A 26,564-nucleotide genomic window follows, 5' to 3' on the forward strand; every position below is an offset into this window, starting at 1 on the left:
ATCTTTCATTTTCAAGGTTCATATTGTTGCTGTTCTCAGCGGCAACGTTCGATATTTTAACACGTTGTTTTTGCTTTGTCAACAACTTTTTTCATCTTTTTCGAAGATGAAGCGCAGAAGGAGGGATTTGAACCCTCGCGCCGCTATTAACGACCTGCACCCTTTCCAGGGGTGTCCCTTCAGCCTCTTGGGTACTTCTGCAAAGTCCCGATGCCTGAACATCAGTAAATATTATATTGTCATCGGCAAGCCTTTCGCTTGTCCAACGGAGAGAGTGGGATTCGAACCCACGCGCCCTTGCGGACAAACGGTTTTCAAGACCGCCTCGTTATGACCACTTCGATATCTCTCCTCAAACGTGCTTTACTATGTTACCAAAAGCTTTCGTTTTTGTCAAGAACTTTTTTAAGTTTTTTATCGGTGTTTCGTTCATGTCTTGCTCGTCACACGCGACTTGATGAATTTTAGCATACCTTATTGTTCCTGTCAACCCTATTTTTTACATTTTTTTATTTTTTCGTTTTTCTCGTTTGAACCCCCATTTCTACAGCTAACCAGGACTATATTATGTCCGCACTATGCTGGTAACAACAGGCTTTTTATGAAAAAAGCAATTTCCTATGAAACAAAAATACAGCATGCCAGATATCCGCACTAAAATGCATCTGGCATGCCATACTTCTAAATACTACGTTTTCTTACGAACGGATATATCACGATCAGTTTCTAAATATACCAGAGTTCCTGCCTGGTCGTAGAGATTGCGTCCGCTCCTGCTTCAAACAGTTCCATGACTTCTTTCTTTTCTGAGATCAGTCCGCCTGCGATCAGCGGGATACTGGTGCTGCCGCGAAGACTTTTTATGATCTTCGGCATAACTCCGGGCATAATCTCAATCATATCCGGGCGAAAGCTCTCCAGCATCTTTCTGGTGTTGTCTACCGCCATGGAATCAATGATAAAAGCACGCAAAATGCCGAACATCTTCAGTTCCTGTGCCCTGCGTACCAGCATCGGCTTCGTGCTGATGATGCCATCGGCCCCTGTCTGCTCTTTTAAAAAGTCGATTGCTACTTCCTTTGAACCAAGTCCCTGGACCAGATCTGCATGTACCATGGCGCACTTTCCATGGCTTTTCAATTCAGAAACAATGTTTTTGATACTGCAGATATTTCCATACAGGATAAATACGACCTGGCATTCCGTATCCAGGCATTTCTTCAGACCGGCATCATCCTTAATCGCTGCGATCACCGGTGATATTTCTAATAAATCGATTGCTTTTATCATTTTTTACTGTCAATCCATCCTTTGCACACACCCGGGTAGTTGCTGATCACGCCTTCAACGCCCCATTCATCCATCTGCTCCAGGGCTCCCATATCGTTGATGGTCCATACATTCAGCGGAATATGGTGTTCCTTACAGCTGAGTACCATATCTTCTGTTAAAGCCTTTACGCCCGGATGATAATACTGGAAATCGAACTTCTCACAGTAATATCCAGGATTTCCGAGATCATCATACTCTACCAGGGCTCCGCAAGGGATATCTGGTGCCAGCTTCCGGAGCAGGGTAATGGAGGAATGCAGGAAAGAAGAAAATACGATCCGTTTCTCCAGTCCGTACTTTTTCACCAGCTCCAGTGTTTTTTCTTCCAGATTCTCATAATAATAAACACCTGACTTGATTTCAATGTTTGTCACAAGATTCGTGTTCTTTACCCACTGGCAGTATTCTTCCAGGGTCGGGATCGGTTCGAATCCATACTTACCGCTCCAGACTGCTGCCGCATTCAGTTTCTTTAACTCAGCCAGCGTGTAGTCTCTTACCCAGCCGGTTCCGTCCGTGGTACGGTCTACCCGCTCATCATGGATGATCACAACCTCTCCGTCCTTTGTGAGCTGTACGTCCAGTTCAATTCCATAACAGCCGGTTTCTTCTGCCTTTTTGAATGCCAGCATGGTATTCTCCGGGTATCTGCCGCTGTAACCTCTGTGCGCATATACTTTCATCTTCCTGTCCTCCTGTCTGTTTGCTGCTGTGTGACTGGCAGCAAGCCTTTGCCGGTACATCACATTCCAGACCGGCAAAATCTCTCTATCTGTAATTTTGAAGATGCGCATACCGTTTGCGCAAATCACCTGCAAACTGATGTATCATCATCTTCCCGTATCATAGCACAGCCCCACCCGCATGTCTATACGGGCGGGGCCTGTGAAAACATTTTATGTCAAACCAGTTACGCTCTTTCCACGTTTTTGGTCGCAATGACCGGCACTCCGGTACCAGCACAGTCTTCGATCACAATATCTCCGATATGGACCGGCGCTGCAACAAAAACCCTGCGGATTTCCTCCATGCAGGCAAAGATTTTGTCTTTTGGGATATCTTCCTTCGTCTTTACAGATACCATCGGGATCACACCGTCATTTACATGGACAGAAGATGTCACCACGCGGGTCGGGTTCGTCACTTCTTTTTTTGCATAAATTTCTCCACGTTTACAGGTATTTCCGGTTACCGTGATCCCGTTTTCTTCCATCGTTACCGTCAAAGGGCACCCAAGCGGACATCCGATACAGATCAGCTCTCTCTTCTCCATCTTACTCCACCTCCGTACAAATCACGATTTCTTTCAGGTCCGGATACTTCTGCAGTTCTTCCTTCTTCAGGATCACCTGCTCCATCTCGCCCGGTGCCAGAACCTTTTTCTTTCTTGCCTGGACGCGCTCTCCGTCGAGATAAACACAGATGCTGCGATCACGATATACATCGGCTACGCGGAACCGCACAACTACCTGTTCCTTCATGTTGTTCACATCGATTGTCTGTGGAACGGTATAACGTACACCATTCTCGGCCTTTAAGACTGCCTTATGCGGCTTAGCCTGCTCTGCTTTCTCCCCGCGCTGCTTTTCCACATATGCAGCTGCATTGCTTCCTGCAAGCGTTGCCTCCTCGGATACATAGTCAACCAGATCATGCACATGCAGGACATTGCCACACGCAAATACACCCTCCACGCTGGTTTCCAGCTGGTCGTTGACATTCGGTCCGGATGTAACCGGGTTCATTTTTACGCCTGCCTCTTTGGTCAGCTCGTTTTCCGGGATCAGACCAACAGACAGAAGCAGGGTATCGCAGCTGTAATGCTCTTCGGTTCCAGGAATTGGCTTGCGGTCCGGTCCCACTTCTGCCAGGGTAATGCCAGTCACACGCTCTTTGCCCTGGATATCCACGACCGTATGGCTGAGTTTTAACGGAATCCCATAATCATCCAGGCACTGGACGATATTTCGCTTTAACCCGCCGGAATACGGCATCAGCTCTGCTACAACTTTGACTTTTGCCCCTTCCAGTGTCATACGGCGCGCCATGATCAGGCCGATATCGCCTGAGCCGAGGATCACAACCTCTTTTCCCACACTATAACCTTCGATGTTCATCAGACGCTGTGCAGTTCCTGCAGAATAAATACCAGCCGGACGGTAGCCAGGAATGTTCAGGGCACCTCTCGGGCGCTCCCGGCAGCCCATGGCAAGAATCACAGCTCCTGCTTCTATGGTTTCCATGCCGTGTTCACGGCTGATCACGGTTACCTCTCGTTTTTCGTTGATATCAATGACCATGGTATTTAAACGGTACGGAATCTTTTCCGCCTCCACCATGGCAATATAGCGCGCTGCGTACTCCGGTCCGGTTAGCTCCTCTTTAAAGGTATGAAGACCGAATCCGTTGTGGATACACTGGTTTAAAATACCTCCAAGACTACTGTCACGCTCTAAAATGAGGATATCCTGAATGCCGGCTTTTCTTGCTGCTATAGCCGCAGCCAGACCTGCCGGACCGCCTCCGATGATTACAATGTCATGTCTCATGATCGCTCCCCCTTATTTCTGACCGGTCAGCATCTCAGATCCCGGTGCATTCTTGCATACTTCTTCCATACGGATGCCAAGCTCCCTGGAAAGGATTTCCATGGTACGTGGCGTGCAGAACCCTGCCTGGCAGCGTCCCATGCCCTGACGCACGCGGCGCTTGATACCGTCTAAGGACTTCGCCCCCAGCGTTCTGGTAATGGCATCCACGATCTCACCCTCACTGACGCTCTCGCAGCGACAGATGATGGTGCCGTATGCCGGATTTTTGCGGATCAGCTCTGCCCGCTCTTCTTTGCTCAAAAGTTCCGGCCGTACAATGCCCTTTCTGGTTCCATTCCAATCCTCTTTCTGTTTGGCATTCAGTTTCTCTGCTACTTTTTCAGCCAGCCACTGGCCAATTGCCGGTGCGCTGGAAAGTCCCGGTGACTCAATTCCTGCTGCATCGAAAAAGCCTGGTGCATCCGAAACCTCTCCGATCACAAAATCATCTCCGTCCTCATGGGCACGAAGTCCCGCAAAAGAAGTGATAACCTGTCGGAACGGAATTCCTTTCACGCTGAGCGCTGCACGGCTCATCAGGGAATCCAGCTCCTTAGCGTCTGTTGCCGTCTGTTCTTTATCTTCAATGTCGGTTGCCGTTGGTCCGGTCAACAAATTACCATGTACGGTCGGACTGACCAAAACGCCCTTGCCCATCTTCGTCGGCAACTGGAAAATCGTATGGCTTACCAGGCTTCCTGCCTCTTTGTCTAACAGGCAGTAATCGCCCTTTCTTGCAGTAATATGAAGCTTCTTTTCACTCACAAAATTATGAATCTGATCGGAATAAACACCGGCTGCATTCACCACGCAGGCTGTGTGGATCTCGCCCTTACTGGTTTTCAGCACATAGCCCTCCGCTTCTTTTTCAATCGTTTCCACCTCTGTCAGAAATTGGAATTCCACTCCATTGTCACAGGCATTCTCTGACAGCGCAATCGTCAGACCGAACGGGCAGACAATGCCGCCGCTCGGAACATCCAGCGCTGCTACCACGGTATCTTCGATATTCGGCTCTCTTTTCCTTACTTCGTCCCCGCTGATGATCGACATACCTTTTACACCGTTCTTTACCCCTTTTTCATAAAGCGCCTCCAAGGCAGGCTTATCCTCCTCTGCAAAGCAAAGGACCAGGGAACCATTTCGTTTATAATCGAAATCCAGCTCTTTCGAAAGCTCCTCCATCATCTGACTTCCCAGAATGTTGAACTTTGCCTTTAAAGAACCCGGCTCCGCATCAAATCCGCCATGTACGATGGCACTGTTCGCCTTGGAAGTCCCGGAACACACATCTTCTTCCCGCTCTACGACACAGGCCTTTACCTGATACCGGGAAAGTTCTCTGGCCACCGCACAGCCGATGACTCCGCCGCCGATAACCACTACATCATACTTCATACTGTTCATACTCCTGTCTCCTCTATTTCAAACCTGAGACCAGCATTCCTGCTGTCTTCATATACCAGATTTGTTTGCTGCGTTTCTGTTTTTGAAACACCTTAGTTCTTTCATTACTCGCTGACTGCCAGAACCTCATCCATTTCTACCAGTCTGGCAAGCAATTTTGTTTTCTGATAACCCGGCGGGAATACCACATCGAACTCCAGCTTTACCTCATCCTTTTTGGTCTTGTTGATTTTTACAGAAACTACACTAAGTTTCTCATGCTGGAGATAATTCTCCATAGACTGCACGATTCCTTCCTGTTTTACCAGGGTCATGCGGATCAGCCCCCCGGATGCCACATCAGCGAAATAGGCGATCCGGTGCATCACGAACTGAATCATCAGCACCAGCAGGGCACTGCAGATTCCTACTACATACATGCCTGCACCGAGTGCCAGACCTACCCCCGCAGTCGCCCAGATTCCAGCCGCCGTCGTCAGTCCATTTACGAGATTGTTGCGGACAAAGATAACACCGGCCCCCAGAAAGCCAACACCACTTACAACCTGTGCTGCCACACGGGCGGAATCCACCTTTTCCACATCATTGAATCCGTACTTGGAAACCACCATAATCAAAGCTGCCCCAAGCGCTACAATCACGTGGGTTCGAATCCCCGCTGATTTATTGCGGTTTTTCCGCTCGTTTCCAATCAAAAGTCCAAGAAAAGCTGCTACCACAATACGCATCAGATATTCCGTCTGAACCCAAATTTCCGGAGTTGAAAACTGTTCCAGTACCGGCCAAATCTTCATCATTCCAGACACCCCTTTTTCTCCTGTCAGTCCGCAAATTTTTTCCATGAACTGCAGCTTTTGATTCCCGATCCATACACACTGCGTTTTCCTAAATTACATATTGTCAGATCTGCAGATGCGCCACTGGCATATTCCAGGCTGCAATACAACAAAAAAAGCGTACCCAAAGCAGCACAGATCGGTTCTGTGCCCTTATGGTTACGCTTCCTCTTATGCTCTCGCGCGTATGGATGAAATTGTCATAAAATCATTCTTAAAGTTCGTTTATCCTGGTGCAGGCAACAAAGTGTCCTGGTTCGATCTCACGCAGCTGCGGATTTCCATGCTTACAGCACTCTGCCGCACAGTCACACCGTTTCATAAAACGGCACTCATCCGGCAGATTAACCGGGGAAGTAATTTCGCCGCGGATCAGCTGACGGACTGGTTTCTCCTTTCCAACGATTGGAAGCGGGATTGCAGACAGCAGCGCCTTGGTATACGGATGTGCCGGATTCTGGAACAGTACATCGGACGGTGCTTTTTCCACCATCTGTCCCAGGTACATAACTGCAATGTCGTCAGAGAAATATTTTACAACCGACAGGTCGTGCGTGATAAAAATGTAAGTCAGTCCCAGGTCAGCCTGCAGCTTTTTCAACAGGTTTAAGATCTGTGCCTGAATGGATACGTCCAGTGCAGATACCGGCTCATCGCAGACGATCAGCTTCGGTCTTACAGCCAGTGCACGGGCGATGCCGATACGCTGGCGGCGTCCGCCATCCAGCTCATGCGGATATACGTTCATGTAACGTTCTGCCAGACCTACGGTCCGCATCAGCTCCAGGGTTCTTTCCTCAATGTCGCTCTTGGACTTTAACAGCTTGTGTTCGATGATCGGCTCACTGATGAGCTGCATCACGGTCTGTCTCGGATCAAGCGAGGAGAACGGATCCTGGAATACCATCTGCATCTCCTGACGCAGCGGACGCATCTGTTTGCGGCTGTAATTGGTGATATCCTGTCCGTCGAAAATGATCTTTCCTCCGGTCGGCTCAAGCAGCTTTAAAATGGTTCGTCCGGTGGTGGACTTGCCGCATCCGGATTCTCCTACGATACCAAGAGTCCTTCCTTCTTCGATTTTGAAGCTGACTCCGTCTACTGCATGAAGCTGTCCGCCCGGGGTATTGAAAAATTTTGTGAGGTTATCTACCTCAAGAATTGTCTTACCTGCCATCTTGGTTCCCCCTTAATCTGAATTCCGGATCTTTGTAAGCACTGCAGGCAACAAAATGTGTCTCGCTGCCTTCCACGGATGTCAGCTCCGGAACTGCCTTTGTACATGCTTCGGTCGCATAAGGACAACGCGGTGCAAACGCACATCCTGGCGGCAGATCCGACGGATCCGGCATCAGTCCCTTGATCGGCACCAGTTCCTCGCCGCGCTGCTTTAAGTTCGGCAGGGAATCAAACAGTCCTTCCGTATACGGATGACGCATGTGATTGAACACATCGTCTGCCGTTCCTTTTTCTACGATACGACCGGCGTACATAACTGCCACATCCTCACAGACCTCTGCCACAACACCAAGATCATGCGTGATCATCAGCATGGACATTTCTTTGTCACGAATCAGCTGTTTCATCAATTCCAGCACCTGAGCCTGAATCGTCACATCCAATGCCGTGGTCGGTTCATCTGCGATCAGAAGCTGCGGACTGCAGGCTAAGGCGATCGCAATGACAACACGCTGTTTCATACCGCCAGAGAACTGATGCGGGTAATCGTAGGCACGGGTTTCCGCGATACCTACCATTTTTAACATTTCTTTTGCCTTCTCAAAAGCTTCTTTCTTGGAAATATTCTGATGGAGTGCAATACTCTCACCGATCTGATCTCCAACTGTCATAACCGGATTTAACGCAGTCATCGGATCCTGGAAGATCATGGCAACCTCGTTGCCGCGCATTTTTTCCAGTTCTGCCGGTGTCATTTTTAATACATCTTTTCCATCCAGTTTGATCTCGCCTTCTTTGATGACCCCAGGCGGGTTCGGAACCAGATTCAGAATCGAAAGTGCCGTGGTCGTTTTTCCGGCTCCAGTCTCGCCCACCAGACCTAAGGTCCGCTTTTTCGCGATGGAAAGATCAATGCCATTGACTGCATGGACATTGGCATCCTCCGTCTCGTAGTGGACTACCAGGTTTTTTATATCAAGTACTAACTCTTCAGCCATACCCTATTCCTCCTAACATTTTTCAGCTGCCTATTTTTTCAGCTTCGGATCCAGTGCATCACGCAGACCATCGCCTAACAGGTTCAGTGCCAAAACCGTAAACATAATGGCAAGACCCGGAATGATACACATATAGCTTGCATCACGGATGTGGCTTCGTCCTGCGGAAAGCAGTGCCCCCCACTCCGGTGCCGGTGCCGGAACACCGATTCCAAGGAAGCTTAAGGATGAAGCAGAAATGATGGTGGTGCCGATCAGCAATGTGATCTGTACAATGATCGGGGACAGACAGTTCGGAAGAATATGCTTTACAATGATCTTCCAGGTCGGCAGTCCCATGGCATAAGAGGATTCCACATACTCCTGGTCACGGATCGTCATAACGGAAGCACGGACGATACGTGCAAAGCTGCTGGCACAGGAAAAGGCCAGGGCGATCATTAAGTTTACGGTGCTCGGTCCCAGCAGGGAGACGATAACAACCGCTGTCATAATGTTCGGAATGGAATAGAAAATATCGATGCCGCGCATGATGATGGAATCGGTGATGCCGCCCTTAAATCCTGCCTGAGAACCCAGGATTGTTCCAACGATCAGGCCCAGAAGCACGGAACCAACGCCGATGATCAGGGAATAGCGTGCTCCGTAAATAATACGGGCAAATAAATCACGTCCATATTCATCCGTTCCAAACCAGTGAGCCGCACACGGACCCATGAGACGGTCTTTCATATTCTGTCCGATTACGTCTTTTTCATAATCAAAGATAACCGGGCTGAATGCTGCTGCCAGTACCAGAATTACTAGGAAGGCTAATCCCAGCATAGCACCGCGGTTTTTGATCAGACGCCGCCAGGTCTCCTGGAACAGCGTCCGTTTTTTATACTGTTTTTTGATTTCGCTTGCCTGTGCCATTGTATCACCCCTTCTTACTGTACTGTGCTTTGATTCTCGGGTCAAAGAATGCATAGATTAAATCTACTACCAGGTTGATGATACACATCAGGATGGAACACATAATAATTGCACCCGTAACCATCGGTGTATCACGCTTGGAGATAGAATCATAGACAAGACGTCCGATACCAGGCCAGGAGAATACCGTCTCTGCAAGAACAGAACCAGTGATAACCAGGGACATCTGAAGACCGATTGCTGTAATGATCGGGATCAGGGCGTTCTTTAAACCGTGCACGGTGATAACCTGTTTCTCAGAACAGCCCTTTGCACGTGCGGTAGTCATGTAATCCTGACGGAGTACGTCCAGCATGGAAGAACGTGTTGTTCTGGTGATCAGGGCTGCAAGACCAAAACCGACCGTCACCGCCGGCAGCACCAGACTGCTTATGCCTCCTTTTCCGCCCGTCGGGAACCAGCCCAGCTTCAGCGAGAATATGATGATCAGCATCAGGCCCAGCCAGAAGTTTGGCATGGACGTGCCGAACAGGGCGAATATCATACCCGCTGTATCTTTCCATGTATTTTGGTGTATCGCTGTGTAGATACCGAGCGGCAGGGATACCACTACGGCAATCAGTACGGCAGCTCCTCCCAGCATAAGCGTATTCGGAAGACGCTCCATAAAAGTCTTAAATACATCACGCTTGGTCACATAGGACTTACCCATGTCACCGGTCAGCATGCCTTTCATATAGTTGCCATAACGTACGATAAATGGATCATTCAGTCCAAGGTCTTCGCGGATCTGCTCGATCTGTTCTGGTTTCGCGTTATCGCCTGCAAGCATCAACGCAGGGTCACCGCCGGTCAGGCTCATGGCCCAGAAGATCAGAAATGAGGTTACCAGAATAACCGGGATCAGCATGATCAGTCTTTTCCCAATGTATTTCAGCATTTGCCTGTCGCTCCTTTTTGTGTGATAAAAGGCTTATATAGGTTACTCCTATATGGAAACTTGCGGGGCTTTTGAAGCACCCGCAAGTCTTTTCAGCCATTATGTTTTTGTTATAGAAGGATCCGGTTAGAGATCCTGTTTCACCGCACTTCTCTTTACTCTGCGATGTATGCGTGACGCCAGTCATGGTTGCCGCCGCCATAGAAGTACTGTCCCTGAAGGTTCTTGTTGTATGCAACAACCAGGTTTGCAATGTATAACGGAACCTGCGGACATGCATCTACTAAGTAAGTCTGCAGCTCTTTTGCAGTTTCAAGACGTTTGTCCTGATCTTTCTCGGTTGCTACGATGTCGATCATCTCGTCAGCCTTAGAATCAGAATAGTGATGATAGTTGGAACCGGAACCGGTATAGAACAGGTCACGGTATACAAAGTCAACCTTGGAGTCCTCGTTCCATCTCCACAGGAAGAGCTCCTGTTTTCCGTCTACACAGGTGGATTTTAAGGTTGCCGTCTCCATCGGTTCAAGGGTTACGTCAATGCCGATATCTGCCAGGTTTGCCTGGATGATGGTTGCAATCTGCTCATACGGAGCACCGGATGCATAGGTTAAGGTGGTGCTGATACCGCCGTCCGGATAACCAGCCTCTGCCATTAAGGATTTTGCACGGTCTACGTCGTAGTCGAAACCATCCATGTCGTCATAGAATCCCCACAGGCCGCGGTTTAAGATGGTGGTCTGCAGTGTGCCCTTGCCGTATACAGCTGCCTCAAGGACTGCGTCACGGTCGATCGCACATGCAACCGCCTGTCTTAAGGTCTGGTTGTTCCACGGCTCTTTCTCTACGTTAAATGCGAAATAGAAAAGACGGGTACCGGTCTGCTCGTAAACGGTAATATTATCGTCATCCTCTAAGTACTGCAGCTCGTTGATCGGCGGATTTACGCAGACATCGATCTCGCCTGCCTGCAGTGCCATAACACGGGAGGATGCCTCGATGTACGGGCGGAACTCGATGGTCTCAGCTACACCAGGAGCCAGGTTGTCATCTGCCGGGAGATCGTTGCCCCAATAGTCGTCAACCTTAACCAGGCGACAGTACTCACCCTCTACCCACTCGTCAAACTTGTACGGGCCGGTACCGATGTAGTACGGATCCTCTACACCGTCATCGTAAGCCTTCTTGGACTGGATGGATAACGGAACCGATGCCAGGGACTGGATGAACTCGTTGTTGTATTTCTCAATCTCAATCTCGATGGTGTAGTCATCTACTACGGTACAGCCAACATAGCCTGCCAGAATGGAAGCTACCATGTTGCCGGTTGCCATATCCAGAGTGAATTTTACGTCCTCTGCGGTCATCGGGGTCTTGTCATCATCGTTGAAGTGTACGTCATCGCGCAGCTTCATCTCGATGTGGGTGTCATCCTTGAACTCCCATGAAGTAGCCAGACATGGACCGAACCGCTCGTCTCCCTGGGAACCATTGTTAAAGAATACCAGGGTCTGATGGGTATTCTTTAATACGATGTTGTTGATCTGATCCTGTTGCTGCTGAAGATCCAGGTTGTTAATGTCAGCATCGGTACCAATGATCAGGCTATCCTTGTGCCCAACAGCCGTACTCCCGGCTTCCGTTCCTGCTCCTGCCTCAGAACCACCGGCAGTCTGACTTCCTGAATCAGAACCAGAACTGGTTTTTCCGCCTCCGCAGCCCGCTAAGGATACTGCCATCATGGCAACACTGAGCAGCAATGCGATTTTTTTCTTCATACACATTTCCTCCGTTTTCTTATAATCATCCGGTCTGTGCAAACCAGATGTATTCCTGACGCTTCATCAATAAACCTTATATACCAAATTTGAGCATAAAAACAGCGCAGTAGCACGACACCCCACCTTCCAATTGGATTTAAAACGAAATGTCCCACACACCTGCGCCGCTCTTTTTCTCTATGCAATGTGTATATTTGTTTATCAATATAACCAAAGTATATCATCACTTTGTGAAATACACAAGCGTTTTTCTTGTTTTTTCTTCGTTATTTTGTTAACTTTTCCCAAGTGTAACCTCTGTTTTTCATCAATTTTACATTATTCCCACTTTGTAAAATTAAATTTACCTTATATTTTTTGCGTCAGCGCCTTTTCAGCAATGCCTCTGCCAGGATCAGATCCTCCGGTGTTGTCACCTTTAGATTTTCATAGCTGCCTTCCACCAGACGGACCTTCGTGCCGCTTAAATGTTCCACTACCATAGCATCGTCCGTGATTCCTTTTTGAAGGGATTCGTCCGCCATCAGACGGTCGTAAGCCGCACGCACCAGCGGATAGGAAAATGCCTGCGGTGTCTGCACCTGCCAGAGTCTGGAACGGTCCGGGGTAGATTGTGCAAACCCGTCTGGATCGACCACCTTTATGGTATCTTTCACCGGCATCCCCACCACACAGGCTCCATCCTGCATGGCCGCGTAAGCCGCGCGGGAAATAATCTCCCCCGTCACCAACGGTCTGGCTCCATCATGGATCAGCACATAATCGCACTTCTGCAGAGCCTTCAATCCTTCATAGACAGAATGATAGCGTTCTTTTCCGCCTGTCACAATACCGCAAAGCTTTTTCAGGTGCAGGGGCGCCAGGATTTCCTGACGCACATAATCTTCCTCACCGGCACCTGTCACCAGCACCATCGCATCCACAATACTTTGTTCAAATGCTTCCAGTGCATAAGAAATCAGCGGGCGGTCATTTAACAGCATATACTGCTTCTGAATATCACTGTGCATCCTGCTGCCGCGCCCGCCGGCCAGGATCACTGCTCCGATCCGTGCTGTACCGATCATATTCCTGCCTTCCTTCTCCTCTTCGTTGCTGCCTAAGTGCCATTACTGTCATCGTCATTTTGCAGCATGGGAACAGCCGTGTTCCTTCAAAACGATGTATTTTTTCGTCTCTGATACGTTTTTTCGTTATTCTCAGCGCTCTCCCAGCTTCAGATTCGGTACCGCATTTAAATCCCAGCCATGCCGGGTTCCCTTTTTGTATTCGTAATAAGCCGCACAGCCGATCATGGCCGCATTGTCCGTGCAGAAGATCGGGGACGGATGATAGAAATGAATGTGTTCTTTGTCACACGCCGCCTGCATGGCTGCACGAAGAGCCGAGTTGGATGCCACGCCGCCGGCGATCGCCAACTTGTCATAGCCATACTCTTTTGCAGCCAGAACCGCACGGCTTACCAGTGCCTCTACCACCGCATTCTGGAAGGATGCAACCAGATCCGGCACACAGATCTCCATTCCGGTCATATGTGCCTTGTTAATGTAATTCAATACTGCCGATTTCAGTCCGCTGAAACTGAAATCGTATGGGGAACCTTCTACCTTTGCGCGCGGGAACTCAATAGCATGCGGATTGCCCTCTTTGGCTGCCTTGTCCACTTTCGGACCACCCGGATAGCCAAGTCCGACGGCTCGCGCCACCTTATCAAAAGCTTCTCCGGCCGCATCATCTCTGGTCCGTCCAATGATCTCGAACTCCCCGTAATCCTTTACGATGACCAGATGCGTATGTCCGCCGGATACGATCAGGCAGACAAACGGCGGCTCCAGATCCGGGTTTTCAATATAGTTTGCAGAGACATGACCTTCAATATGATGCACACCCACAAGTGGTTTTTTCGCCGCAAAGGCAATGGCTTTCGCCTCAGCCACGCCAACAAGCAGCGCACCGACCAGCCCTGGTCCGTAGGTCACGCCGATTGCATCGATGTCATCCAGAGTCACCTTTGCATCTTCCAGCGCCTGGGTTACTACCTGGTTGATCTTCTCAATGTGTTTTCTGGATGCGATCTCCGGCACTACGCCGCCAAACTGGGTATGCAGTGCGATCTGGGAAGAAATGACATTGGAAAGGATCTCCCGGCCATTCTTCACCACAGAAGCTGCAGTCTCATCGCAGGAGCTCTCAATCGCCAGGATCAGAATATCCTTCTCTTCTTCGGTTTTCTTATTTTCTGTCTCCATCATTTGTTTTTATTCCTCCTCAAAGGTCAGCTCTCTGGTCCAGCCATCCCGTGCAGTCTTTGCTGCCGGGAAGATTTCCCTCACCTTATCAATAAATTCTTCCGGATGGTTTAAGGAAGGACTGTAATGCGTCAGCCACATTTCTGCCGGCTGCGCTTTCTTTGCCAGGTTTGCTGCCTCGTACATCGTCATATGCTTATATTCCCGGGCCTTGACTTCTTTTCCGTCTTCGCCGTACATGCCCTCACAGATAAACAGATCTGCATGGTCTGCGTACTCCGCGATGACCGGAACCGGTCTGGTATCCGTACAATACGTAACTTTCAGACCCTTGCGATCCGGTCCCAGGACCATATCCGGCGTATAAGTCACTCCGTCTAAGGTCAGGGTCTCGCCTTTCTGCAGGCGGCTCCATGCCTTCATCGGCACATTCTGCGCTTTCGCCCGCTCCACATCAAAGCGGCCTGCACGCGGAATGGAAATGGAATAGCCATAACAGACCACATTATGGTTTACCCGGTAAGCATCGATCACATAAGGTCCGATATGAAACTGCTGTCTGTTTTCTTCCAGCTCGATAAACTTTAACTGGAATGGGAGCTCCGGTGCGATGGTGCGGAGCGCATTCACGACCCGCTCTAAGCCCTTGGGACCGATCAATGTGACCGGCTCCGTACGCTCAGCATTGCCCATCGTGAGAAGAAGCCCTGGAAGTCCACTGATGTGGTCTGCGTGGTAATGGGTAAAACAGATCACATCGATGGGCTTCGGGCTCCATCCTTTTTCTTTCAGCGCCACCTGCGTTCCTTCTCCGCAGTCGATCAAAAGACTGCTGCCGTCACAACGCGCCATCATCGCAGTCAGCCAGCGGTACGGAAGCGGCATCATCCCGCCGGTTCCCAGTAAACAGATATCTAACATAAATCGATTAACCTCATTTCATTTGATGCTGATATCATAGCATAGCGTTTAGATGAATTCAACCGCTTCCTCGATTTCCGGGGCGATCGCAAACTGCCGGATAAGCTGGTCATAGCACTCCTCACACAGATCCCAATGATGGATCTCGCCGTCTTTTTCAGAAAAGTAATCCCAGGAATAATGAACCGAAAAGCTTCCCTCCCGCAGGATGCCTCGCTCCACCACCTGTTTTTTTCCGCAGCCATTGCAGATGACCGATTCCAGGGTTCCGTTTGTCTGATATTTTCTCATGTCTTGTTCCTCACCTTTTCGTTCCTGTTTCTATACAGGTGTGCATTTTTTTATTCTGTCTTTTTAGAATAAAACAGGGGACACGGCACGTCGGCCGCATCCCCTACATTATAATAGAAATATTCGTAATTTTAAGTGGTAATTTTTTCCGGCAGATCCCGTTTCCACATGATCACGGCATCCTCGGCCGGGTTGTGATAATAGGCCTTGCGTACTGCCTCTGCCTGAAAACCATAGGATTCATACAGGTTTCTGGCCGCCAGATTGCTCTCGCGCACCTCCAGGCTGATGGCATAGGCCCGCTCGCGGATAGCATACTCTACCATGGCATCCATCATTTTTCTGCCAAGACCAAGCCTGCGGCTGTCCGGATGCACCGCGATCCGCTGTACTTCTCCCTCGCCTGCGAGGACACGCAGGTTGCAATAACCCAGGATTTTTTCTTCCTGTTCAAACACATAGTAGACATCGTACGGACTGTGGATCCCGGACTCCAGGATATGGTAGGACCAGTTTTCCGAAAAGCAGAGCTTTTCCAGTTCTGCTACCGCCGCAAGATCCCGTTCTTCCATCCGGCGGATCACTGTGCATCTCCTGTTCCGACACTGTGTCCGGCTGCCAGCTCTTCGGTCTTTCCCTGCCGCTTTGCCTCTTCCAGCTCGCGTTCTGCCTGAGCTTTCCGCAGGTAATCCGGCGCGTGGTCCATAGCCGATACCGTCTTGCCTTCCGCAAAATACAGACTTCCCAGAGCAGCAACACTGGCTCCTCTCTGGCGGTTGCACTGCGCCGGAGCAAAAGAAAACGGAACACGAAGTGTTTCCCGGATCACCTTTTCACTGACCGGAACTCCATCGCCCAAGAAGATCACACGCTCCCCACGGGCATTCAATTCCCCGGTCAGTTCATGAATGTCCATGCCGCACTGCGCTTTTACCACCTCAAATGCATCCTCATAATGATAAAGCCCCGTGTAAACCTGTCCTCTTCTTGCATCCATGACTGGGCAGATGAGCGCAGAAGTTCCGTACAGATTGTACGCCATGGCATCCATCGTCGGCACATGGACCAGCGGCTTATTAAGCGCAAGTCCGAGTCCTTTTGCTGTTGCGGAGCCAATGCGCAGGCCGGTATAAGAGCCCGGCCCTCCGGATACCGCAATCGCGTCCACATCGTTCAGATCCAGTTCCAGCATGCGGGTCACCTCATCGATCATGGGGAGCAGCGTCTGGGAATGGGTCTTTTTTAAGTTTACGGTATATTCTGCCGTTACCAGTCCATCAGTCACCACAGCCACAGAAGCCACCAGCGACGAGCTTTCTATTCCAAGTGTTTTCATGACAATCCCTCCACCGTTATCTTCCGGTAATCAAATCCCTGTTCCAGATCCTTCTCAATCCGGATGCGGACCACCTGTTCCGGTAAAATTTCCGGGATCAGCTGGGACCACTCGATCAGGCAGACGCCTTCCCCGTAAAAGCAATCCTCGTAGCCGATCTCATCCATCTCGCTGACATCCCCGATCCGGTATACATCAAAATGATACAGCGGCAGACGCCCGCTGTCATACTGCTGCACGATCGTAAAGGTCGGGCTGTTTACCGGTTCCTCAATACCAAGCCCGGCTGCAAAACCCTGGGTAAAAATCGTCTTGCCCACTCCAAGATCTCCGTCCAGACAGTAAATCTCACCCGCTTTTGCCTGCTCACCCAGGCGTTTTCCAAGGGCAAAGGTTTCCTCCGGGCTGTTGCTTCTATATTCCATCAGATTTTCCTCCGTTTTTCTTTCGGAAGATGCGCCGTTACCAACTCGCGGAATGCCTCTTCCTGATCTCCCAGCGCTGTTTTCGGAAGCAGATAGGCATGGACACGGTCCATATACAGAATATACATGGATCGTTTCGCATCCAAAAGCCCCATCTGTTCCCAGGTAAATTCCGCCTGATTGTCCGTCTGGCTGACCGTCAGTTTTTCATCATCGAATACCAGACGCATCGGATCCTTGACTGCCGGGCGCTTCGCCTGTTTTTTCGCCTTGGTCCACAGCAAAAATGGCTGCCAGACCGTAAAGATCAGGGCGCAGATTACAAGCAGACAACGGTATGGAGTGGTTGTGCCGCTCCACCGGAAGATTAAAAGATACAGCGCCGCCAGCGTAAACAGCAGATTAAAGATTCCCATCAGTCCGGCGTTCGCGTGATACATGGAAAACGCCCAGAGATCTTTTTCCGTGACGGTTAAAGTGACATCCACAGTTTTTCCCGTCTGGACTGCTTCGTTTGTCATTCGCACTCACCGTTCCTTTCTATCAACAGTTTTATTTTTTGCAGCTGTAATATTCGGAATCATTCTGTTTTACAGCTTCATGGTCAATGCAATACGCTTCTTATTCAAGTCCACGCTTAAGACCTTCACCTCGACAATATCACCAACACTGACTGCCTCCAGCGGATGCTTGATATAGCGCTCCGTCATCTGGGAAATGTGCACCAGACCATCCTGATGAACGCCGATATCCACAAAGGCACCAAAGTCAATGACATTGCGCACGGTTCCCTTTAATACCATACCCGGCTTCAGGTCCTTCATTTCCAATACATCCGTGCGCAGGATCGGCTTTGGCATCTCCTCGCGCGGGTCTCTCGCCGGTTTTTCCAGTTCTTTTACAATATCCTTTAAGGTGATCTCACCCAGACCCAGCTCCTCTGCCAGCCCCTTGCAGCCACGCACCTTTCTGCCAAGCTCTTTCAGACCGCCAGATACAATATCTTCTGCCTGATAGCCCAGCTTCTGGAGCAACGCCTCAACCGCCTCGTAGCTTTCCGGATGTACGGAGGTCATGTCCAGAGGATTTGTGCCGCCGTTGATGCGCATGAAACCGGCGCACTGTTCAAATGCCTTCGGTCCCAGCTTTGCAACCTTTAACAGCTGCTTCCGGTTTGTGAATACGCCGTTTTCTTCGCGATAAGCTACAATGTTCTTTGCGATGGTTTTGGTCACACCGGAAATGTACTCCAGAAGAGATGCAGATGCGGTATTTAAATCCACACCAACCCGGTTTACACAGTCTTCCACAACGCCCTGCAGCGTTTCACTTAAGTTTTTCTGGTTCATATCGTGCTGGTACTGACCAACACCGATGGATTTTGGATCGATCTTAACCAGCTCTGCCAGCGGGTCCTGCAGTCTTCTTGCGATGGATGCCGCGCTTCGCTGTCCCACATCGAAGTTCGGGAACTCCTCCGTAGCAAGCTTGCTTGCCGAATATACGGATGCGCCTGCCTCATTGACGATCACATACTGCACCTGCTGCGGAATCTCTTTGATCAGGTCTACAATGATCATCTCAGACTCACGGGATGCAGTTCCGTTTCCCACCGAAATCAGGGAAATGTTATATTTTTTGATGAGATCCTTTACCACCTTCTTGGATTCCTCAACCTTATTCTGCGGTGCAGTCGGATAGATCACAGTTGTGTCCAGTACCTTTCCGGTCGCATCCACAACAGCGAGCTTACAGCCGGTACGGAATGCCGGGTCCCAGCCCAGTACCACACGGCCTGCTACCGGCGGCTGCATCAGAAGCTGCTTTAAGTTCTTTCCAAAGACCTTGATCGCGCCTGCCTCTGCATTCTCCGTCAGGAAACTGCGGATCTCACGCTCAATGGCCGGTGCGATCAGACGGCGGTAGCTGTCCTCTGCCACTTCCTTTAATACCGGGGTTGTATACGGGTTGTCCTGTGTGATCACCTGTTTTTCCAGATAACGCAGAATGGTTTCCTCCGGTGCATCGACCTTAACCGTCAGGACTTTTTCTTTCTCGCCGCGGTTTAAAGCCAGGACACGGTGTCCCGCACACTTTTTCACCGGCTCCTCGTACTGATAATACATCTCGTATACCGATTCCGCTTTTTCATCCTTGGCCTGGGAACGAATCATACCCTGCTCCATGGTAGCCTGACGAATGTAGGTACGGTAATCCGCCTGGTCGGAGATGCGCTCCGCAATGATATCCTTTGCGCCCGCCAGCGCATCGGCAGCCGTCGGCACTTCATTTTCTTCGGACACATAGTTTTCAGCAAGCTTCTCCACCGGCTCCTTCACCTGCTGAAGCAAGATCAGGTCTGCAAGCGGCTCCAGTCCACGTTCTTTCGCGATCATGGCACGGGTACGGCGTTTCGGGCGGTACGGACGGTACAGATCCTCGAGCGCTACCATGGTCATCGCATCCTGGATCTGTTTTTCCAGCTCCGGTGTCAGCTTTTCCTGATCGCGGATGGAAGAAAGAACCTGGTTCTTCTTTTCTTCCAGATTGCGCAGGTAACGCAGACGTTCATCCAGATTACGAAGCACCTCGTCGTTTAACGATCCGGTTGCCTCTTTCCGGTAGCGGGCAATGAAGGGAATGGTATTTCCCTCATCGATCAGCTGGACGGCTGCCTCCACCTGCTTATATCCGATCTGCAGTTCCTCCTGCAATGTTTTCAAAATATCCATCTAATGTAAAGCTCCTTTGTTTTCAAACTGTAGCAGCTGTTCACACAGGCTTTGCCTGAAAACCGCTGCAAACTGTACCCCTCATTATAATCGATAAGCGGATGGTTCGCAAGTTGTTCTGCCAGAACTGCATCATACTGGATTTCCAGTTCAGAAAATCCCTGCCTGTAAACAGTAACTACTCCGCAGCATCATACCGCAGCATCATAACACAATTCCACCTTGAGGCTTTGTTCTTTTCGTGTTATGATGGGGAATAGCTGTATTTTTATCTATACTTACGGAGGAATTTTACATGGAACAGAATACCGGAGCCAAGCGCCCCGCCCCTAATAGACTCGCCTTGGTCAGCCTTCTGCTGGGTATTTCCGGGATCTTAAGCTGGTTTTACCCACCACTGCAGATCATCTTTGGTGCTTCTGCTGCCTTGACTGCATGGCTCTCCCGGAGAGACCGCCGTTTTACCGGAGCCGGAATTGCAGGATTCGTCATCGGGATCTTCTGCATTTTCCTGAGTTTTTTTATCTTTTTCCAGTATATGCTGGTCTACAATGTCGCTCAAGACCCAGCCAACTCTGAACTCATCCGCCAGGTCTACCACCAGGCGCAGGAAATTCTAAACAGTGTAGCACCTGCGGCACAGTAAACCATATTTTTAACGTATGAGGACCGTGGAAGCTGCCTTTGGCAACTTCCACGGTCCATTCTTTTACGCCCAAATTATTATTTTTTAAAACTCTGCCCGGATTCTCTGGCAGATCTTCGCGGTCTTTTCCAGCGCTGCAGCACAGTCTGCATATGCTGCTTCACTCATCTCACCGGTCAGGAGTGCAAACTCGTCGCTTAAGCTGTCCAACTTTACGACTTCTGCATTTCCAAATGCAGCAGCGGCAGCTTTCTCGAGTTCTGCTCCAGTTCCCTCTACGCGTACAAAATAACGATGTACAGAGGTTTTCTGGTCTGCAATCGCGAGGCGCTCGCTGCTCCAGCCAAGCACTACATGATGGTCTGCGTTCTCGACTGCTTCCATAATGTCTGCGATGACTGCACTGGCAGTCGGCAGTTTGCCTGCACCACTACCATAGAACATCGCGGTTCCAAGCATATTTCCTTTTACCATGATTCCGTTGAATACATCATTCACAGCATACAGCGGATGGTCTTTTCCGATCATAACCGGTGCTACCCAGGCATGAACCTCTTCTCCGTCCATGCGGCTGGTTCCAAACAGCTTCACAGAGGTTCCAAGCTTGTCTGCATACTTGAAGTCCACATCGGTGATTTTGGTAATCCCTTCTGTGCTGATGTCCTCGTAGTTTACTTCTTTTCCTGTTGCCATCGCCGTGAGGATCGCGATCTTACGGCAGGTATCGTATCCTTCTACATCTGCTTCCGGGTTACGCTCTGCATAACCAAGCGCCTGAGCCTCTTTTAAGACTGTCTCAAAGGATGCACCCTCTTTGCCCATCTTGGTCAGGATATAGTTGGTAGTACCGTTTAAGATACCGGTGATCTCTACGATCTTCTCACCCTTTAAGCAGCGGTACAGCGGACGGATGATCGGGATGCCGCCGCCGACACTTGCCTCAAAGAAGAAATTTACATTCTTTTCTTTTGCAATGGCAAGAAGCTCGGTTCCGTATGCTGCCACCAGTGCCTTATTGGAAGTTACGACATGTTTGCCTGCTAAAAGACTTGCCTTAACAAACGGGTATGCCGGATTTAAGCCCCCCATGGTCTCTACTACCACACTGACTTCCGGATCCTGCTCGATCACCTGAAAATCATGCACGATCTTATCTTCTACCGGACTTCCCGGGAAATCTCTTAAATCCAGGACATATTTCAGTGCTACATCCTGTCCGCAGCCTTTTTTGATCTGATCCGCATTTTGATCTAAAATCTCTGTCACGCCGGAACCGATTGTGCCATATCCCATGATTGCTACCTGTACCATTGCTCCGTCCTCACTTTTCTTTTACTTATATTTTAAGACAGTTTCGCATTGCTGTCATCCTCTGCTTTCTGTCCAGCTATCGCTTTTGTGATTCCTGTTCACACGCTGCGCAAACAGCCGCTTTTATTCTCTCGCAAGAATCTTCACATAGTGAATGCCGTCCTGATCCTCGATCTCTTCCACCATCTTGGAAACATTGCCGGTATTGTCTTTTACCTCCACCGACAAGGTTAATGTCGCTACACCATTGACCGGAATACTCTGATGAATCGTCAGGATATTCGCTTTGTAAACTGCTACGATATGAAGCAGGTCCGAAAGCAGTCCCTGTTCATCGTCCATCTGCACCACAAAGGTTACCGTCTTGCCTTTGGTGTTATCATAAAACGGAAAAATGTCTTCTTTGTATTTGTAAAAAGAACTGCGGCTGATGCCTACCCGCTCTGTTGCCTCCTGCACGGTTAACACACGCTCGGACTCCAGAAGCTTCTTGGCCTCCACCACCTTCAGCAGCACCTCCGGTACCGCCTTCTGTTTTACCACAAAATATTTGCTTTTCTCTTCTGGCATAACAACTCCTCCTGCGCACTCTCCATGTTCGTCCACTATGAACATTTGTGCTCATGTGGAAGATATTAGCACAAAAAAAGGCAGAGTGCAAGCATTTTCTCGCATACACTCTGCTTTCCCGTTTTAATTGTTCCTGTTCACGCATGCGTGCCCTGCAACTGGATTTTCTGAACGGAAAATCCCTGCCTGTGAGCCTTAACGCTTAGTCGTCCGCAGATGCCTTACGGTCCGGGCATCCCAGGCTCAGCCAGCGCAGGTAGGCACTGATAAACGGGTCCAGCCCGCCATCCAGGACATTTGCCACGTTTCCGGTTTCTTCCCCGGTACGCAGATCCTTGACCATGGTGTATGGCTGAAGAACATAGGAACGGATCTGGTTGCCCCAGCCGATTTCTTTGACATCACCGCGGATATCAGAAAGCTTCTCTGCATTTTCCTGCTGCTTGAGCATATACAGCTTCGCCTTTAACATCTGCATGGCTTTGTCTTTATTCTGGAACTGGGAACGCTCATTCTGGCACTGTACCACGATTCCGGTCGGAATATGGGTGATACGGATAGCAGAAGAAGTCTTGTTGATGTGCTGTCCACCGGCACCACTGGAACGGTAGGTATCGATCCGCAGATCGTCCGGATTGATCTCAACATCCAGGTCCTCTTCAATATCCGGCATGACATCACAGGATACGAAAGAAGTCTGGCGCTTTCCTGCTGCATTGAACGGAGAAATGCGCACCAGACGGTGTACACCGCGTTCGGATTTCAGGTATCCAAACGCATTCTCGCCATTGATCTGGATGGTCACAGACTTAATGCCCGCTTCATCGCCGTCCAGATAATCCAGGACCTCGGTTTTATACCCCATCTTGTCTGCCCAGCGGCAGTACATCCGGTACAGCATACTGCACCAGTCACAGGACTCCGTTCCGCCTGCACCTGCATTCAGGCGCAGAATGGCATTGTATTTGTCGTATTCCCCTGACAGCAATGTCTCCATACGGAGTTTTTCCAGATTGCGCTGGAACTCATCCAACATTTCCTGGATCTCCGGGATCAGGGAAGGGTCCTCCTCCTCGTAGCCCATCTCGATCATCACCTGGATGTCTTCATACTGCTGTTCCAGACCACGGTAGAGCTCTACGGTATCCTTTAAGTTCTTCGCCTCCTGCACCAGCTTGGTGGCGCGGTCCGCGTCGTCCCAGAACCCCGGCTCCTCCATGGATTTATCTAATTCATCGATTCGTCTGACCTTGTTATCCAGGTCAAAGTGAATCCCTCACTTCCACTAATGGTTTTTCAAAGGTCGATAATGTGTACTTGAACTGATCTAATTCTACCATTGTGTCACCTTCTTTCATATTTATATTTTTTGCAATGACCGGCGCATTCCAAAAAGGAACATCCGCCGGTCATAACGGTTTTTATCTCATTTTCTGCTATCTCGGCATCAGATCACGGCCATGACACTGTTTGAACTTCTTGCCGCTTCCGCACGGGCACGGATCGTTCGGGTAGATTTTCTGTACCTGACGTACCTTCGGTGCACGCGGTGCAGAATCGTCACGGTTGGTTCCGGTTACCTTTGCTGCCGGCTCACGCTCGATTTTCTGCTCAACACGGATGTGGAACAGGATGCGGACGGTCTCCTCGGTGATGGCTGCAGTCATTGCCTCAAACATCTCGTAAGCACTCATCTTGTACTCAACAACCGGATCTCTCTGGCCGTAAGCCTGCAGACCGATACCCTGACGCAGCTGGTCCATATCGTCGATGTGGCTCATCCACTTATTGTCAATGACTTTCAGAAGGACTACGCGCTCCAGCTCACGGATCTGCTCTGCCTCCTGGAACTCAGCCTCTTTCGCCTCGTAAAGCTTGATCGCCTCTTCTTTCAGCATGTGCTTTAATTCATTCTTCTTGGTCACCGGATGATTCTCTGCGGTGATGGTCTCAAGCGGAATGATCGGAAGCAGAAGGCTGTTTAATTCATTCAAATCCCAGTCAGAGGATGCCTGGTCATCGGAGATGGACAGGTCTACGGAATTCTCGACAATGTCGGTGATCATCTTTAAGATCAGGTCACGCATGTTGTCGCCATCCAGAACCTTGCGGCGCTCTGCGTAGATGATCTCACGCTGCTCGTTGTTAACCTCATCATATTTTAAGAGATTCTCACGGATACCGTAGTTGTTGTTCTCGATCTTCATCTGTGCTTTCTCGATCGCGCTGGAAAGCATCTTGTGCTCGATCTGCTCACCCTCCGGAACGCCCAGAGCCTCAAACATAGCCATAAGACGCTCAGAACCGAACAGACGCATCAGATCGTCCTCAAGGGAAATATAGAAGCGGGACTCACCCGGGTCACCCTGACGTCCGGAACGGCCACGCAGCTGGTTGTCGATACGGCGGGATTCATGACGCTCGGTACCAATGACCTTTAAGCCGCCTGCTGCCTTTGCCTCATCATCCAGCTTGATATCGGTACCACGACCAGCCATGTTGGTCGCGATGGTAACGGCACCGTGAATACCTGCATCTGCCACGATCTCAGCCTCGAGTTCATGGAACTTCGCGTTCAGGACTTTATGCTGGATGCCGCGCTTGGTCAGCATCTTGCTGAGAAGTTCGGAAGTCTCGATGGTGATGGTACCAACCAGCACCGGCTGTCCCTTCTCGTGGGAAGCCACTACATCGTTGACAACTGCCTCAAATTTTTCTTTTTTCGTCTTGTATACAGCATCCTCATGGTCGATACGCGCAACTGGACGGTTGGTCGGGATTGCGATCGCATCCATGCCGTACGTATTACGGAACTCCTTCTCCTCGGTCAGCGCAGTACCGGTCATACCTGCTTTCTTGCGGAACTTATTGAAGAAGTTCTGGAAAGTGATGGTTGCCAGAGTCTTGCTCTCGCGGCGTACATTGACATGCTCCTTCGCCTCGATTGCCTGGTGCAGACCATCGGAATAACGGCGGCCCGGCATGATACGTCCGGTAAACTCATCGACAATGAGTACCTCGTCGTCTTTTACCACGTAATCCTTATCGCGGAACATCAAGTAATTCGCGCGCAGGGCAAGAATAATATTGTGCTGGATCTCCAGGTTTTCCGGATCTGCCAGGTTCTCAATATGGAAGAACTGCTCTACCTTCTTGACACCCTCTTCGGTTAAGTTTACAACTTTATCTTTTTCATTTACTACGAAATCACCAGTCTCCTCGATGTCCTCACCCATGATCGCGTTCATCTTGGTGAACTCGCCGGATGCCTCACCGCGTACCAGCTGGTGAGCAAGCACGTCGCAGACCTCGTAGAGCTTGGTGGACTTGCCGCTCTGACCGGAAATGATCAGCGGGGTTCTTGCTTCATCGATCAGGACAGAGTCCACCTCATCGATGATGGCATAGTCCAGATTTCTGAGTACCATCTGATCCTTGTAGATGGCCATGTTGTCACGCAGGTAATCAAATCCCAGCTCGTTGTTGGTAACGTAGGTGATGTCGCAGTTGTATGCAGCCTTACGTTCCTCAGAGGTCATCGGGTTTAATACCACGCCGACAGTCAGGCCCAGGAAACGGTGAACCTGTCCCATCCACTCTGCATCTCGCTTTGCCAGGTAGTCATTGACGGTTACGATGTGAACGCCCTTTCCTGCCAGTGCATTTAAGTATGCCGGAGAGGTGGAAACCAGAGTCTTACCTTCACCGGTTCTCATCTCAGCGATACGACCCTGATGCAGCACGATACCACCAATGAGCTGCACCGGATAATGCTCCATGTTCAGCACACGCTTTGCAGCCTCACGTACCGTAGCGAATGCCTCCGGAAGAATATCGTCCAGGGTCTCACCGTTTGCCAGGCGCTCCTTGAAGATACGGGTATTGTCGCGCAGTTCCTCATCGGTCTTTGCCTGCATGGTCGGGCGCAGTGCCTCAATCTTGTCCACGATCGGATAGATCATCTTCAGTTCCCGCTCACTGTGGGTACCAAATACTTTTTCTATGAGATTCATATAATTCTTTCTCCTAAACTTTCTTTGTTTCGTCTGTCTCGTTCCTATTATTATAGTCAATCTTTGATATTGTACCACCTTCCCCTGATTT

The 26,564-nt window shown here is 49.9% G+C and carries 25 protein-coding genes and 2 tRNA genes; 1 reads left to right on the forward strand and 26 read right to left on the reverse strand.

Annotated features, from left to right (window positions below; all coding sequences use genetic code 11):
• Window positions 1–112 precede the first annotated feature (112 nt).
• From DXB18_RS15170 to DXB18_RS15275, 22 genes are all read right to left on the reverse strand, one after another.
• Window positions 113–201: transfer RNA gene (locus DXB18_RS15170), tRNA-Ser, on the reverse strand.
• A 65-nt stretch (window positions 202–266) separates the two neighbouring features.
• A tRNA-Ser gene (locus DXB18_RS15175) sits at window positions 267–352 on the reverse strand.
• Between the two features lie 374 nt (window positions 353–726).
• Complete coding sequence (locus DXB18_RS15180; RefSeq protein WP_118708737.1) at window positions 727–1,290, reverse strand: glycerol-3-phosphate responsive antiterminator; 564 nt, start codon at window positions 1,288–1,290, stop codon at window positions 727–729.
• Window positions 1,287–2,015 carry a glycerophosphodiester phosphodiesterase gene (locus DXB18_RS15185; protein ID WP_118708739.1) on the reverse strand — a complete coding sequence of 243 codons (729 nt, stop codon included), beginning with the start codon at window positions 2,013–2,015 and terminating at the stop codon, window positions 1,287–1,289. Before DXB18_RS15185 ends, DXB18_RS15180 begins: the two co-directional genes overlap by 4 nt.
• A gap of 227 nt (window positions 2,016–2,242) precedes the next feature.
• Complete coding sequence (locus DXB18_RS15190) at window positions 2,243–2,605, reverse strand: DUF1667 domain-containing protein (protein ID WP_118544154.1); 363 nt, start codon at window positions 2,603–2,605, stop codon at window positions 2,243–2,245.
• 1 nt (window position 2,606) lies between these two features.
• Window positions 2,607–3,884 carry an FAD-dependent oxidoreductase gene (locus tag DXB18_RS15195; protein ID WP_118708741.1) on the reverse strand — a complete coding sequence of 426 codons (1,278 nt, stop codon included), beginning with the start codon at window positions 3,882–3,884 and terminating at the stop codon, window positions 2,607–2,609.
• Between the two features lie 9 nt (window positions 3,885–3,893).
• Window positions 3,894–5,330 (reverse strand): NAD(P)/FAD-dependent oxidoreductase, encoded by a 1,437-nt coding sequence (locus DXB18_RS15200; protein ID WP_118708743.1) that lies wholly within the window; start codon window positions 5,328–5,330, stop codon window positions 3,894–3,896.
• A gap of 104 nt (window positions 5,331–5,434) precedes the next feature.
• The gene (locus DXB18_RS15205; RefSeq protein WP_243035383.1) at window positions 5,435–6,127 is read right to left on the reverse strand and encodes an MgtC/SapB family protein; all 693 of its coding nucleotides are present in this window, start codon (window positions 6,125–6,127) and stop codon (window positions 5,435–5,437) included.
• Window positions 6,128–6,380: 253 nt separating this feature from the next.
• A complete protein-coding gene (locus DXB18_RS15210; RefSeq protein WP_118544157.1) occupies window positions 6,381–7,343 on the reverse strand; it encodes an ABC transporter ATP-binding protein in 963 nt (320 codons plus the stop codon).
• Window positions 7,333–8,343, reverse strand: coding sequence for an ABC transporter ATP-binding protein (locus DXB18_RS15215; protein ID WP_118544158.1), 1,011 nt, complete (start codon window positions 8,341–8,343; stop codon window positions 7,333–7,335). The genes DXB18_RS15210 and DXB18_RS15215 overlap by 11 nt, the downstream gene beginning before the upstream one ends.
• A gap of 30 nt (window positions 8,344–8,373) precedes the next feature.
• Window positions 8,374–9,258, reverse strand: a complete 885-nt coding sequence (locus tag DXB18_RS15220) for an ABC transporter permease (protein ID WP_118544159.1) — start codon at window positions 9,256–9,258, stop codon at window positions 8,374–8,376.
• A gap of 4 nt (window positions 9,259–9,262) precedes the next feature.
• Window positions 9,263–10,198, reverse strand: a complete 936-nt coding sequence (locus DXB18_RS15225; RefSeq protein WP_118544160.1) for an ABC transporter permease — start codon at window positions 10,196–10,198, stop codon at window positions 9,263–9,265.
• A 155-nt stretch (window positions 10,199–10,353) separates the two neighbouring features.
• Window positions 10,354–11,976 (reverse strand): ABC transporter substrate-binding protein, encoded by a 1,623-nt coding sequence (locus DXB18_RS15230; RefSeq protein WP_118544161.1) that lies wholly within the window; start codon window positions 11,974–11,976, stop codon window positions 10,354–10,356.
• Window positions 11,977–12,341: 365 nt separating this feature from the next.
• Entirely contained in the window at window positions 12,342–13,046 is a 705-nt protein-coding gene (gene ispD, locus DXB18_RS15235; protein WP_118544162.1) for a 2-C-methyl-D-erythritol 4-phosphate cytidylyltransferase, read from the reverse strand.
• Window positions 13,047–13,178: 132 nt separating this feature from the next.
• Entirely contained in the window at window positions 13,179–14,228 is a 1,050-nt protein-coding gene (gene tsaD / locus DXB18_RS15240; RefSeq protein ID WP_118708773.1) for a tRNA (adenosine(37)-N6)-threonylcarbamoyltransferase complex transferase subunit TsaD, read from the reverse strand.
• A 9-nt stretch (window positions 14,229–14,237) separates the two neighbouring features.
• Window positions 14,238–15,149 (reverse strand): ribonuclease Z, encoded by a 912-nt coding sequence (locus DXB18_RS15245; RefSeq protein WP_118544163.1) that lies wholly within the window; start codon window positions 15,147–15,149, stop codon window positions 14,238–14,240.
• 48 nt (window positions 15,150–15,197) lie between these two features.
• Window positions 15,198–15,440, reverse strand: a complete 243-nt coding sequence (locus DXB18_RS15250) for a hypothetical protein (protein ID WP_118544164.1) — start codon at window positions 15,438–15,440, stop codon at window positions 15,198–15,200.
• A 131-nt stretch (window positions 15,441–15,571) separates the two neighbouring features.
• Window positions 15,572–16,024, reverse strand: a complete 453-nt coding sequence (gene rimI, locus DXB18_RS15255; protein WP_347560906.1) for a ribosomal protein S18-alanine N-acetyltransferase — start codon at window positions 16,022–16,024, stop codon at window positions 15,572–15,574.
• Entirely contained in the window at window positions 16,021–16,776 is a 756-nt protein-coding gene (gene tsaB / locus DXB18_RS15260; protein ID WP_118708745.1) for a tRNA (adenosine(37)-N6)-threonylcarbamoyltransferase complex dimerization subunit type 1 TsaB, read from the reverse strand. Before tsaB ends, rimI begins: the two co-directional genes overlap by 4 nt.
• Entirely contained in the window at window positions 16,773–17,201 is a 429-nt protein-coding gene (gene tsaE, locus DXB18_RS15265) for a tRNA (adenosine(37)-N6)-threonylcarbamoyltransferase complex ATPase subunit type 1 TsaE (protein ID WP_118708747.1), read from the reverse strand. The genes tsaB and tsaE overlap by 4 nt, the downstream gene beginning before the upstream one ends.
• Complete coding sequence (locus DXB18_RS15270; protein ID WP_118708749.1) at window positions 17,201–17,722, reverse strand: YcxB family protein; 522 nt, start codon at window positions 17,720–17,722, stop codon at window positions 17,201–17,203. The genes tsaE and DXB18_RS15270 overlap by 1 nt, the downstream gene beginning before the upstream one ends.
• Window positions 17,723–17,791: 69 nt before the next feature.
• Entirely contained in the window at window positions 17,792–19,933 is a 2,142-nt protein-coding gene (locus tag DXB18_RS15275) for a Tex family protein (protein WP_118708751.1), read from the reverse strand.
• Window positions 19,934–20,228: 295 nt separating this feature from the next.
• On the opposite strand from DXB18_RS15275, the gene DXB18_RS16260 reads away from it, so the two are divergent.
• Window positions 20,229–20,579 carry a hypothetical protein gene (locus DXB18_RS16260; RefSeq protein WP_182430604.1) on the forward strand — a complete coding sequence of 117 codons (351 nt, stop codon included), beginning with the start codon at window positions 20,229–20,231 and terminating at the stop codon, window positions 20,577–20,579.
• Between the two features lie 84 nt (window positions 20,580–20,663).
• Here the strand turns inward: DXB18_RS16260 and DXB18_RS15285 are convergent, their stop codons facing one another.
• From DXB18_RS15285 to secA, 4 genes are all read right to left on the reverse strand, one after another.
• A complete protein-coding gene (locus DXB18_RS15285) occupies window positions 20,664–21,890 on the reverse strand; it encodes a homoserine dehydrogenase (RefSeq protein WP_118708753.1) in 1,227 nt (408 codons plus the stop codon).
• 123 nt (window positions 21,891–22,013) lie between these two features.
• A complete protein-coding gene (locus tag DXB18_RS15290) occupies window positions 22,014–22,460 on the reverse strand; it encodes an ACT domain-containing protein (RefSeq protein ID WP_118544170.1) in 447 nt (148 codons plus the stop codon).
• Between the two features lie 202 nt (window positions 22,461–22,662).
• Window positions 22,663–23,800, reverse strand: a protein-coding gene (gene prfB, locus DXB18_RS15295; protein ID WP_118544171.1) for a peptide chain release factor 2 whose coding sequence is annotated in 2 segments (ribosomal slippage) — window positions 22,663–23,724 and window positions 23,726–23,800 — 1,137 coding nt in all. Because the reading frame shifts where the segments join, the coding sequence is not laid out codon by codon here.
• 96 nt (window positions 23,801–23,896) lie between these two features.
• Window positions 23,897–26,473: a preprotein translocase subunit SecA gene (gene secA / locus DXB18_RS15300; RefSeq protein ID WP_118708755.1), complete on the reverse strand. Its 2,577-nt coding sequence runs from the start codon at window positions 26,471–26,473 to the stop codon at window positions 23,897–23,899.
• Window positions 26,474–26,564 lie beyond the last annotated feature (91 nt).

The organism is Clostridium sp. OM02-18AC (assembly GCF_003481825.1).
Taxonomy (GTDB): Bacteria; Bacillota; Clostridia; order Lachnospirales; family Lachnospiraceae; genus Brotaphodocola.